Here is a 12,889-nt window from a genome sequence, read left to right as displayed (position 1 = left end):
CCGCTACGCGGGTGCCGCGGCGTGAGGCGAGACTGACAGCAACATCACATTTGAGCCGTCACCAGCGGCCACCGGACCCCGGGCACATGCGGAAACGAGATCTCGGGCCGCCGCATCCGGCGCGAAAATCATCCGGAATCGGGGCCCGGTAACGCTTTCGGCGCGGTGCTCGATGAGAGAACCGACCCCAAGTTGTGGTTGACTACACGGGCACTGCGACGCCGAGCGCGCGCAGTCTGACGTAGTTGAGGATGCGCCCTATCCACCGGATGCGCCTAAAAGATTGAGGATGAGGAAGCAAGGATGAAGCTTGTTGACAGGTTTCGTGGCGCCGTGACGGGTATGCCGCGCCGACTCATGGTGGGAGCCGCTGGCGCGGCCCTGCTGGCGGGTCTGGTCGGTGTCGTTGACGTCACTGGCGGTTCGGCGACCGCGAATGCGTTCTCGCGGCCGGGCCTGCCGGTGGAATACCTGCAGGTGCCCTCGGCGGCCATGGGCCGCGACATCAAGGTCCAGTTCCAAAGTGGCGGGGCGAACTCGCCGGCGGTGTACCTGCTGGACGGCATGCGCGCCCAGGATGACTTCAACGGCTGGGACATCAACACCCCGGCGTTCGAGTGGTATTACCAGTCGGGCCTCTCGGTGGTCATGCCGGTCGGCGGGCAGTCCAGCTTCTACTCGGACTGGTACAACCCGGCCTGCGGTAAGGCCGGCTGCACCACCTACAAGTGGGAGACCTTCCTGACCAGCGAGTTGCCGCAGTACCTATCGGCCAACCGGCAGGTCAAGCCGACCGGCAGCGCTGCTGTGGGTCTGTCGATGGCTGGCTCGTCGGCGTTGGTCCTGGCCGCGTACCACCCGGCGCAGTTCATCTATGCCGGATCGCTGTCGGCGCTGCTGGACCCGTCGCAGGCGATGGGGCCGTCCCTGATCGGTCTGGCCATGGGCGACGCGGGCGGCTACAAGGCCTCCGACATGTGGGGTCCGAAGGATGACCCGGCGTGGCAGCGCAACGACCCGACGCTGCAGGTGGGCAAGCTCGTCGCCAACAACACCCGCATCTGGGTGTACTGCGGCAACGGCAAACCGTCCGACCTGGGTGGCGACAACCTGCCCGCCAAGTTCCTCGAGGGCTTCGTGCGGACCAGCAACTTGAAGTTCCAGACCGCCTACAACGCGGCCGGTGGGCACAACGCCGTGTGGAACTTCGACGACAACGGCACGCACAGCTGGGAGTACTGGGGCGCGCAGCTCAACGCGATGAAGCCGGACCTGCAGCACACGCTGGGCGCGACACCCGGCGGCGGCAACGGCACCACGCAGGGCACCTAGACGCCCTGGGCGCCGCAACGGCGTCCGATAACCGGCAGTCAACGGCGGCGGCCCTTCGGGGTCGCCGCCGTTGGTCATTTCTGCGTTATCTCCCCTTTATCCCGTTGTGTGCGGTGTGGTTAGCTACCTTGCGGGCCGGGGCGTGCCTCGAACCCGCCGCACGGTCGGGCGCTGCGGGCACGCAGCGATACACGATGGAGGTGGACATGAGGGGTCTCTCGGTGTTGCTACGGCTGCTCTGCGTTGCGGTGGTATCGATCGCGTTGGGCGGTGTCACCGCGGCTGCTGGATCGTCGGGCACGGCCAAAGCCGCCCCCTACGAGACCCTGATGGTGCCGTCGGGCGCGATGGGCCGCGACATCCCGGTCGCGTTCCTGGGCGGCGGCCCGCACGCGGTGTATCTGCTGGATGCCTTCAACGCCGGCCCGGATGTCAGCAACTGGGTTACCGCAGGTAACGCGATGAACACCCTGGCCGGCAAGGGAATCTCGGTGGTCGCCCCGGCCGGCGGTGCCTACAGCATGTACACCAACTGGGAACAGGACGGCAGCAAGCAGTGGGAAACCTTCCTGTCCAGCGAGCTTCCCGATTGGCTGGCGGCTAACAAGGGCCTGGCACCCGGTGGTCACGCCGCCGTCGGCGCATCTCAGGGCGGCTATGGCGCAATGGCGCTGGCCGCGTTCCACCCGGACCGGTTCGGCTTCGCCGGATCGCTCTCCGGATTCCTGTACCCGTCGAGCACCACCACCAACGGCGCGATCCTCGCCGGGCTGCAGGAGTTCGGCGGTGTGGACGGCAACGGCATGTGGGGTGCCCCACAACTGGGCCGGTGGAAGTGGCACGACCCGTGCGTGCATGTCGCTCTGCTGGCGCAGAACAACACCCGGGTGTGGGTATGGAGTCCGACCAACCTGGGCGCCAGTGATCCTGCCGCCATGATCGGTCAGGCCGGCGCGGCGATGGGTGACAGTAGGTCGTTCTACCAGCAGTATCGCAACGTCGGCGGGCACAACGGTCACTTTGACTTCCCTGGCGGCGGCGATAACGGCTGGGGCTCGTGGTCGGCACAGCTGGGCGCCATGTCCGGCGATATCGTCGGCGCGATCCGCTAGCGAGCCGACGGGCGGATCCACCTAGCCGGCCCCGGGGCACGCGCGGCGGGAGCATCGTCCGGGACGGAACTACGTCACCAGCCGGTACCGTGTATGGGGTGCAGCAGAGGGCCGCGCCACCGTGTGCCGACGCGGTGTGGTGACTTCGGGCGGCTCGGGCGGCGGGCACGCGCGACACTGCCACCGCCCGCACGCTGTGCTCAGACTTACCGACGCTGCTAGCAGGAGAACATGGCTACCAACTCCCGGCGCAGAAGACGCCGCCAACGAATCCTCGCCTGGGTTGCGGCCGGCGCCCTGGCGTCGGTCGTCGCACTTGTCATCGTCGCCGGCGTGGTCATGCTGCGGCGCCAGGAAGTACCGCCCAGCGCGGTACCGCCCGGGGTGCTGACCCCGGGTCCCACCACCTCTCACCCACGCAAGCCCCGGCCCGCTTTCCAGGACGCGTCCTGCCCGGACGCTCAGTTGATCTCCGTGCCGGGTACCTGGGAGTCGTCACCGCAGGACAATCCGCTCAACCCGGTGCAGTTCCCGAAGGCGTTGCTGCTCAATGTGACCGGGCCGATCTCCCAGGATTTCCCCGGGTCGCGGGTGCAGACGTACACGGTTCCCTACACCGCGCAGTTCCACAATCCGCTCAGTTCCGACGGTCAGATGTCCTACAACGAAAGCCGGGCTGAGGGCACTCGGGCGATGGTGCAGGCCATGACGGACATGACCAACAAGTGCCCGTTGACCAGCTACGTGATCATCGGCTTCTCGCAGGGGGCGGTGATCGCCGGCGATGTGGCCAGCGATATCGGCAACGGCCGCGGCCCGGTCGATGACGACCTGGTGCTGGGCGTGACGCTGATCGCCGATGGCCGTCGTCAACCGGGGGTCGGCAACGACATCCCGCCCAGCCCCCCGGGTGAGGGCGCCGAGGTCACCCTTCATGAGGTGCCGGTGCTGTCCGGGCTCGGCCTGACGATGACGGGGGCACGCCCGGGCGGTTTCGGCGCGCTCGACAGTCGCACCAACGAGATCTGTGCCCAGGGCGATCTGATTTGTGCCGCCCCGCAGGAGGCATTCAGTCCCGCCAACCTGCCGACCACCCTCAACACGTTGGCCGGCGGGGCCGGCCAACCGGTCCACGCGATGTACGCCACCCCCGAATTCTGGAACTCCGACGGGCAGCCGGCTACGCAATGGACGCTGAACTGGGCTCATGACCTCATCGACAAGGCGCCGCATCCCAAACACGGCTGAGATGGGACGGGTGGCCCGAACAACCGCGGGCGGGGACGGGCCCAGGCACCGCAGCACCCGGGTGCTTGCAGATTGGGGCAGCGGCACACAGCCGCCAGTGCCCCGATCGTAATGGGATCAGCGGTACCTTGTGATTTGGTCTGACGCCTCACGGCCCGTAACATTAAGAGAAATTTAAGAGCATGTGGATGACCCTGTGGGGTCGTAGCTGGCAACGATCGGCGCGCCCGCGAGTGTTCGCGCCGATCAGGGGCTGGATCGTGCACGGATGTAACTCGTCGGCGGAGCCGACCAGGATGTAAACCCTGTCGGCGTAGCCGACCAAGCAGTGTTGTGACAGGAGAGGGCGGCATGGCGTACCACAACCCGTTCATCGTGAATGGACGAATCCGGTTCCCGGAGAACACCAATCTGGTGCGTCATGTCGAAAAATGGGCGAAGGTGCGTGGCGACAAGCTGGCCTACCGGTTCCTGGACTTCTCCACCGAACGGGACGGCATCGAACGCGACATCCTGTGGTCGGAATTCAGTGCGCGCAACCGCGCCGTCGGCGCCCGGCTGCAACAGGTCACCCAGCCCGGCGACCGTATCGCCATCCTGTGCCCGCAGAACCTGGACTACCTGATCTCCTTCTTCGGCGCGCTGTACTCCGGCCGGATCGCGGTGCCGCTGTTCGACCCGGCCGAGCCGGGCCACGTCGGCCGGCTGCACGCGGTACTCGACGACTGCACCCCGTCGACCATTCTGACGACCACCGACTCCGCCGAGGGGGTACGCAAGTTCATCCGCAGCCGCTCGGCAAAGGAGCGGCCCCGGGTGATCGCCGTCGACGCGGTTCCCACTGAGGTCGCGTCCACCTGGCAGGAGCCCGACGCCAACGAGTCCACCACGGCCTACCTGCAGTACACCTCCGGATCGACCCGGACTCCGACCGGCGTGCAGATCACCCATCTGAACCTGCCGACCAACGTGCTGCAGGTGCTCCATGCACTGGAAGGGCAAGAAGGCGACCGCGGTGTCAGCTGGCTGCCGTTCTTCCACGACATGGGCCTGATCACGGTGCTGCTGACGTCGGTGCTGGGCCACAGCTTCACCTTCATGACCCCGGCCGCGTTCGTGCGCCGACCCGGCCGCTGGATTCGCGAACTCGCTCGTAAGCCCGGCGAAACCGGGGGAACATTCTCCGCCGCACCGAACTTTGCCTTCGAGCATGCGGCGGTGCGCGGTCTGCCCCGCGACGACGAACCACCATTGGACCTGAGCAACGTCAAGGGCATCCTCAACGGCAGCGAGCCGGTGTCGCCGGCGTCGATGCGCAAATTCTTCGAGGCCTTCGCGCCGTACGGTCTGCCCGAGACCGCGGTCAAGCCGTCCTACGGTCTGGCCGAGGCGACGCTGTTCGTCTCGACTACCGCGCCCAACGAGCCGCCGACCGTCATCCACGTCGACCGCGACGAGCTGAACAAGCAGCGTTTCGTCGAGGTGCCCGCCGACGCGCCGAACGCCGTCGCGCAGGTTTCGGCCGGCAAGGTCGGCGTCGACGAATGGGCCGTTATCGTCGACGCGGACACCGCCAGTGAGTTGCCGGACGGGCAAATCGGCGAGATCTGGCTGCACGGCAACAACCTGGGTATCGGATATTGGGGCAAGGAAGAAGAATCCGCTCAGATATTCCGCAACATCCTGAAGTCGCGGATCAGCGAGTCGCACGCCGAGGGCGCCCCCGACGACGGACTGTGGGTGCGCACCGGCGACTACGGCACCTACTTCAATGGACACCTCTATATAGCGGGCCGGATCAAGGACCTGGTCATCATCGATGGCCGCAACCACTACCCGCAGGATCTGGAGTTCACCGCGCAGGAGTCGAACAAGGCCTTGCGGGTCGGCTACGTGGCCGCCTTCTCGGTGCCCGCCAACCAGCTGCCGCAGAAGGTGTTCGACGACCCGCACGCCGGGCTGAAGTTCGACCCCGAGGACACCTCCGAGCAACTGGTGATCGTCGCCGAACGCGCTGCCGGTACGCACAAATTGGAATACCAGCCTATCGCCGACGACATCCGTGCCGCCATCGCCGTCGGACATGGGGTGACCGTGCGGGACCTGCTGTTGGTGTCGGCCGGTACGATTCCCCGGACCTCCAGCGGCAAGATCGGACGGCGCGCGTGCCGGGCTGCCTACCTCGACGGCAGCCTGCGCAGCGGCGTCGGTTCCCCGACGGCGTTTGCCACCGAGTCCTGAGGTACCCATGGCTGACATAGACCAACCGCAGGAGAACCTGCCCGCCGACAAGACCGGGATGCGCGCCGGCGACGATGCAGTGGGGGCACTCCCCCGTGAGCCGGAGGTACCCCCACCCACTTTCGGGGGAGAGCGGCGCATAACAACCGTCCCCGAGATGCGGCAGTGGCTGCGCAACTGGGTGGGTAAGGCAGTCGGGAAGTCGCCGGACTCGATCGACGAGTCGGTGCCCATGGTGGAGCTGGGGCTCTCGTCGCGCGACGCCGTGGCGATGGCGGCCGACATCGAAGACCTGACCGGCGTCACGCTGTCGGTCGCGGTGGCCTTCCAGCATCCGACCATCGAGTCGCTGGCCACCCGGATCATCGAAGGCGAACCCGAAACGGCTGATGACGGCGTCGACGTCACCGACTGGACCCGCAACGGTCCCGCCGAGCGGGTCGACATCGCGATCGTGGGCCTGTCGACCCGGCTGCCCGGCGACATGAACACCCCCGACGAAACCTGGCAGGCGCTGCTCGAGGGCCGCGACGCCATCACCGACCTGCCCGAGGGCCGCTGGACGGAATTCCTCGAAGAACCGCGACTGGCCGAACGCGTGGCCAAGGCGCGCACCCGCGGTGGCTACCTGAAGGACATCAAGGGTTTCGACTCGGAGTTCTTCGCGGTGGCCAAGACCGAAGCCGACAACATCGACCCGCAGCAGCGGATAGCGCTGGAGCTGACCTGGGAGGCGCTCGAACACGCCCGCATCCCGGCGTCGAGCCTGCGTGGCGGGGCCGTCGGCGTGTACGTCGGCGTCTCCAACAATGACTACAGCTTCCTGGCGGTATCGGACCCCACGGTCGCTCACCCGTACGCGATCACCGGCACCGCCACCTCGATCATCGCCAACCGGGTGTCCTACTTCTACGACTTCCGCGGCCCGTCGGTCGCGGTCGACACCGCCTGCTCGAGCTCGCTGGTGGCCACCCATCAGGCGGTGCAGGCCCTGCGAATGCGCGAATGCGACGTCGCGGTGGCCGGTGGGGTCAACGCGCTGATCACCCCGGTGGTGACGCTGGGTTTCGACGAGATCGGACAGGTGCTGGCCCCCGACGGCCGGATCAAGTCGTTCTCCTCGGACGCCGACGGCTACACCCGCTCCGAGGGCGGCGGGATGCTGGTGCTCAAGCGGGTCGACGACGCCCGCCGAGACGGTGACCAGATCCTGGCCGTGATCGCCGGCAGTGCTGTGAATCACGACGGCCGGTCCAATGGCCTGATCGCGCCCAACCAGGACGCCCAGGCCGACGTGCTGCGCCGGGCCTACAAGGACGCCGGGATCGACCCGTGCACCGTCGACTACATCGAGGCCCACGGCACCGGCACCGTCCTCGGTGACCCGATCGAGGCCGAGGCGCTGGGCCGCGTCGTCGGCAAAGGCCGGCCCGCCGAGCGGCCCGCACTGCTCGGCGCGGTGAAAACCAATGTCGGACACCTGGAGTCGGCCGCGGGTGCGGCCAGCATGGCCAAGGTGGTGCTCGCGCTGCAGCATGACAAGCTGCCGCCGTCGATCAACTTCGCCGGGCCCAGCCCCTACATCGACTTCGACGCGATGCGGCTGAAGGTGATCGACACGGTTACCGACTGGCCGCGGTACAGCGGCTACGCGGTGGCGGGGGTGTCGAGCTTCGGCTTCGGCGGCGCCAACGCGCACGTGGTCGTGCGTGAGACGTTGCCGCGCGACGTGGTGGAAAAAGAGGCGCGGGAACCCGAGCCCGAGCCGGCGGCGCCCGCCGAGGCGGCGCCGTCCGAGACGCCCGCGCTGGAAGGCCACGCGCTGCGGTTCGACGACTTCGGCAACATCATCACCGACGCACGCGCTGCCGACGAGGACGAGGAGCCCGAACTGCCGGGTGTCACCGAAGAAGCGCTGCGGCTCAAGGAGGCCGCGCTGGAAGATCTTGCGGCACAAGACGTTTCGGCACCCTGGATTCCGTTGGCCGTGTCGGCGTTCCTGACCTCGCGTAAGAAGGCCGCCGCCGCCGAGCTGGCCGACTGGATGGAAAGCCCCGAAGGTCAGGCGTCGTCGCTGGAGTCGATCGGCCGGTCGCTGTCGCGGCGCAACCACGGCCGCTCCCGCGCGGTGGTGCTGGCCCACAATCACGAGGAAGCGATCAAGGGCCTGCGGGCGATCGCGGCGGGCAAGCAGTCGCCGAATGTGTTCAGCGTCGACGGGCCGGTGACCAACGGTCCCGTCTGGGTGCTCGCGGGCTTCGGCGCCCAGCACCGCAAGATGGGCAAGAGCCTGTACCTGCGCAACCCGGTGTTCGCCGAGTGGATCGAAAAGGTCGACGCGCTGGTCCAGGACGAGCTGGGATATTCGGTGCTCGAGCTGATCCTGGACGACTCGCAGGACTACGGCATCGAGACCACCCAGGTCACCATCTTCGCGATCCAGATCGCGCTGGGTGAGCTGCTCAAGCATCACGGCGCCAAGCCGGCCGCGGTGGTCGGGCAGTCGCTGGGCGAGGCGGCGTCGGCGTACTTCGCCGGCGGCCTGTCGCTGCGCGACGCCACCCGCACCATCTGCTCGCGCTCGCATTTGATGGGCGAGGGCGAGGCGATGCTGTTCGGCGAGTACATCCGGTTGATGGCGCTGGTGGAGTACTCCGCCGACGAGATCAAGACGGTGTTTTCCGACTTTCCCGATCTCGAGGTGTGCGTCTACGCCGCACCCACCCAGACCGTGATCGGCGGACCGCCTGAGCAGGTGGACGCGATCATCGCCCGGGCGGAATCCGAGGGCAAGTTCGCCCGCAAGTTCCAGACCAAGGGCGCCAGCCACACTCAGCAGATGGATCCGCTGCTGGGTGAGCTGTCCGCGGAGCTGCAGGGCATCAAGGCGATGAGCCCGACCTGCGGGATCTACTCGACGGTGCACGAGGGCAGCTACATCAAGCCGGGCAGCGAGCCGATCCACGACGTCGACTACTGGAAGAAGGGGCTGCGGCACAGCGTCTACTTCACGCACGGCATCCGCAACGCCGTCGACAGCGGGCACACCACCTTCCTGGAATTGGCGCCCAACCCGGTCGCGCTGATGCAGGTTGGTCTGACCACGGCCGCCGCCGGTCTGCATGACGCCCAACTGATCCCGACGCTGGCCCGCAAGCAGGACGAGGTCGAGTCGATGATCTCGACCATGGCCCAGCTCTACGTGTACGGCCACGGCCTGGACATCTGGACGCTGTTCAGCCGGGCCACGGGCCCCGAAGATTTCGCCGACATCCCGCCGACCCGGTTCAAGCGCAAGGAGCACTGGCTCGACGCGCACTTCTCCGGCGACGCCTCGGTGATCATGCCGGGCAACCATGTCGCGCTGCCGGACGGCCGCCACGTGTGGGAGTACGCGCCGCGCAACGGCCAGACCGACCTCGCGGCGTTGGTCAGAGCCGCTGCGGCCCAAGTGCTTTCCGACGCACAGCTGACGGCCGCCGAGCAGCGTGCGGTGCCCGGCGAGGGCGCCCGGCTGGTGACGACGATGACGCGCCATCCCGGTGGTGCGTCGGTTCAGGTGCACGCCCGTATCGACGAGTCGTTCACGCTGGTCTACGACGCCCTGGTGGCCCGGGCCGGCTCGGAGTCGGTGTTGCCTGCCGCGGTCGGGGCCGGCACGGCGATCGCGGCTGCGGCGCCGGTGGTGCCTCACGTGCCTCAAGCGCCCGAGGAGCCGGAAGCCGACACGCTGACCGACAGCCTGACCACCCGCTATCTGCCCTCCGACATGGGCAGGTGGTCGCCGGATTCCGGTGAGACCATCGCGGATCGGCTGGGCCTGATCGTCGGGTCGGCGATGGGCTACGAACCCGAAGACCTGCCGTGGGAAGTGCCGCTGATCGAGCTTGGGCTCGACTCGCTGATGGCGGTACGGATCAAGAACCGCGTCGAATACGACTTCGATCTGCCGCCGATTCAGTTGACGGCGGTGCGTGATGCCAACCTCTACAACGTCGAGAAGCTGATCGAGTACGCCGTCGAGCACCGCGACGAGGTGACGCAACTCAGCGAGTACCAGAAGAACCAGACGGCCGAGGAGATTGCCCGGGCGCAGGCCGAATTGCTCAGTGGCGCAACGGTTTCCACGGTGACTGCGCCGGCGCCCGACCCGCAGGCGGAACCGGAAACCCAAGCACCGCCGGGATCGGAGGTTCCTGTCCCGCCGCCGCCGACGGATCCGTCGGGCCCGTCGGATCCCTCGGGTAACGGGCAGCCAAACCTCAAAGGTGCCGCGGAGGCGCTGAACTCCGAAGCGGTCGCCAAGGCGCTCAACTCCGACGTGCCGCCGCGCGATGCCGCCGAACGGGTCACCTTTGCCACCTGGGCGATTGTCACCGGCAAGTCACCGGGCGGCATCTTCAACCCGCTGCCCAAGTTGGACGACGACAAGGCCGCCAAGATGGCCCAACGGCTCTCCGAGCGTGCCGAAGGCCCGATCACCGCCGAGGACGTGCTGACGTCGGCCAACATCGAGGCGCTGGCCGACAAGGTGCGCACTTACCTGGAGGCCGGCACGATCGACGGGTTTGTCCGTACCCTGCGGGCCCGGCCCGAGGGCAGCACCAAGCCGCCGGTGTTCGTGTTCCATCCGGCCGGCGGCTCGACCGTGGTGTACGAGCCGTTGCTCAACCGGCTGCCGGCGGACACCCCGATGTACGGCTTCGAGCGGGTCGAGGGGACCATCGAAGAGCGTGCCGCGCAGTACGTTCCGAAGCTGGTCGAGATGCAGGGCGACGGGCCCTACATTCTGGTCGGCTGGTCGCTGGGCGGGGTGCTGGCCTACGCCTGCGCGATCGGACTCAAGCGGCTGGGCAAGAACGTCGCGTTCGTCGGCCTGATCGATGCCGTGCGGGCCGGCGAGGAGATCCCGCAGACCAAGGAGGAGATCCGCAAGCGCTGGGACCGCTACGCCCGCTTCGCCGAGAAGACGTTCAACGTCGCCATCCCGGCGATCCCCTACGAGCAGCTCGAGGAGCTCGACGACGAGGGCCAGGTCCGGTTCGTGCTCGACGCCGTGCGGGAGTCCGGCGTGCAGATCCCGGCCGGGATCATCGAGCACCAGCGCACGTCGTACCTGGACAACCGCGCGATCGATACCGCGCAGATCCAGCCCTACGACGGGCATGTCACCCTCTACATGGCCGACCGATACCATGACGACGCGATCATGTTCGAGCCGCGCTATGCCGTTCGCCAGCCGGACGGCGGTTGGGGCGAATACGTCTCCGACCTCGAGGTCGTGCCGATCGGTGGTGAGCACATCCAGGCCATCGACGAGCCGATCATCGCCAAGGTGGGCGAGCACATGAGCCGCGCGTTAGGCAACGTCGAGGCTGAACAGAGGGCCCCTAAGTGAGCACGAAGACCACCGCCGAGCTGCTGGCCGAACTACGCGAAAAGCTGGAGCTGGCCAAGGAGCCCGGCGGTGAGAAGGCCGCCGCCAAGCGCGACAAGAAGGGCATTCCCAGTGCTCGCGCCCGCGTGTACGACCTGGTGGACCCGGGCACCTTCTTCGAGATCGGGGCGTTGTGCCGCACTCCGGGCGACCCTAACGCACTCTACGGCGACGGGGTGGTGACCGGGCACGGCCTGATCGACGGCCGCCCGGTCGGGGTCTTCTCGCACGACCAGACGGTGTTCGGCGGCACGGTCGGGGAGATGTTCGGCCGCAAGGTGGCCCGGCTGATGGAGTGGTGCGCGATGGTCGGCTGCCCGATCGTCGGCATCCAGGACTCCGGCGGCGCCCGCATCCAGGACGCCGTCACGTCGTTGGCGTGGTACGCCGAGCTGGGCCAACGCCACGAGGCACTGTCCGGGGTGGTGCCGCAGATCTCCCTCATCTTCGGCAAGTGCGCCGGGGGAGCGGTGTATTCGCCGATCCAGGACGACCTGCTGGTCTCGGTGCGTGACCAGGGCTACTTCTTCGTCACCGGACCCGACGTGATCCGTGAGGTCACCGGCGAGGACGTCACCCTCGACGAACTCGGCGGCTCCGACGCGCAGGCCCGCTACGGCAACATCCACCACGTGGTGAACTCCGAAGCCGAGGCGTTCCAGTACGTGCGCGACTTCCTGTCGTTTTTGCCGTCCAACTGCTTCGGCAAGCCGCCGGCCATCAATCCCGGGCTGGAACCGGAGATCACCCCGACCGACCTGGAACTCGACTCGATCGTGCCGGACTCCGACAATGCGGCCTACGACATGCACGAGATCCTGCTGCGCATCTTCGACGACGGTGACTTTCTGGACGTCGCCGCCCAGCACGGGCCGGCCATCATCACCGGGTACGCCCGGGTCGACGGGCGTCCGGTGGGCGTGATCGCCAACCAGCCCATGCACATGTCCGGGGCCATCGACAATGAGGCTTCCGACAAGGCGGCGCGGTTCATCAGATTCTGTGATTCCTTCCAGATCCCGCTGGTGTTCGTGGTCGACACCCCCGGATTTCTGCCGGGAGCCGAGGAGGAGAAGCGGGGCATCATCAAGCGCGGCGGGCGGTTCCTGTACTCCGTGGTCGAGGCCGACGTACCGAAGGTGACCATCACGGTCCGCAAGTCCTACGGCGGCGCGTACGCGGTGATGGGCTCCCGGCAGCTGACCGCCGACTTCAACTTCGCGTGGCCGACCGCGCGGATTGCGGTGATCGGTGCCGAGGGGGCGGCGCAGCTGCTGATGAAACGCTTCCCGGACCCCAATGCGCCCGAAGCGCAGGCGATTCGGAAGTCTTTCATCGAGAACTACAACCTCAACATGGCGATTCCATGGATCGCCGCCGAGCGCGGGTTTATCGACGCGGTCATCGATCCGCACGAAACCCGGCTGCTGCTGCGCAAGTCCATGCACATACTGCGGGATAAGCAGCAGTGGCAGCGGCTAGGCCGTAAGCACGGGCTGATCCCGGTGTAGCCCGGTGG

Annotated in this window: 6 protein-coding genes; all 6 read left to right on the top strand. The window is 67.4% G+C overall.

Annotated features, from left to right (window positions below; genetic code table 11):
- Positions 1–303 precede the first annotated feature (303 nt).
- The 6 genes from ag85A (at position 304) to EET10_RS27900 (ending at position 12,881) form a co-directional block, all read left to right on the top strand.
- Entirely contained in the window at positions 304–1,332 is a 1,029-nt protein-coding gene (gene ag85A, locus EET10_RS27930) for a diacylglycerol acyltransferase/mycolyltransferase Ag85A (protein ID WP_036404490.1), read from the top strand.
- A gap of 206 nt (positions 1,333–1,538) precedes the next feature.
- Positions 1,539–2,444 carry an esterase family protein gene (locus EET10_RS27925; RefSeq protein ID WP_036404863.1) on the top strand — a complete coding sequence of 302 codons (906 nt, stop codon included), beginning with the start codon at positions 1,539–1,541 and terminating at the stop codon, positions 2,442–2,444.
- 231 nt (positions 2,445–2,675) lie between these two features.
- Positions 2,676–3,692 (top strand): carboxylesterase Culp6, encoded by a 1,017-nt coding sequence (gene culp6 / locus EET10_RS27920; protein ID WP_036404488.1) that lies wholly within the window; start codon positions 2,676–2,678, stop codon positions 3,690–3,692.
- A gap of 351 nt (positions 3,693–4,043) precedes the next feature.
- Entirely contained in the window at positions 4,044–5,933 is a 1,890-nt protein-coding gene (gene fadD32, locus EET10_RS27910) for a long-chain-fatty-acid--AMP ligase FadD32 (RefSeq protein ID WP_036404485.1), read from the top strand.
- A gap of 7 nt (positions 5,934–5,940) precedes the next feature.
- Positions 5,941–11,331 (top strand): polyketide synthase Pks13, encoded by a 5,391-nt coding sequence (gene pks13, locus EET10_RS27905; protein WP_122502687.1) that lies wholly within the window; start codon positions 5,941–5,943, stop codon positions 11,329–11,331.
- Positions 11,328–12,881: an acyl-CoA carboxylase subunit beta gene (locus EET10_RS27900; protein ID WP_036404480.1), complete on the top strand. Its 1,554-nt coding sequence runs from the start codon at positions 11,328–11,330 to the stop codon at positions 12,879–12,881. The genes pks13 and EET10_RS27900 overlap by 4 nt, the downstream gene beginning before the upstream one ends.
- The last annotated feature ends 8 nt before the right edge of the window (positions 12,882–12,889 follow it).

Source organism: Mycobacterium pseudokansasii, from assembly GCF_900566075.1.
GTDB lineage: Bacteria > Actinomycetota > Actinomycetes > Mycobacteriales > Mycobacteriaceae > Mycobacterium > Mycobacterium pseudokansasii.
Note: the sequence above shows the minus strand (reverse complement) of the source record. Positions and strands in the feature narration are given on the sequence as shown.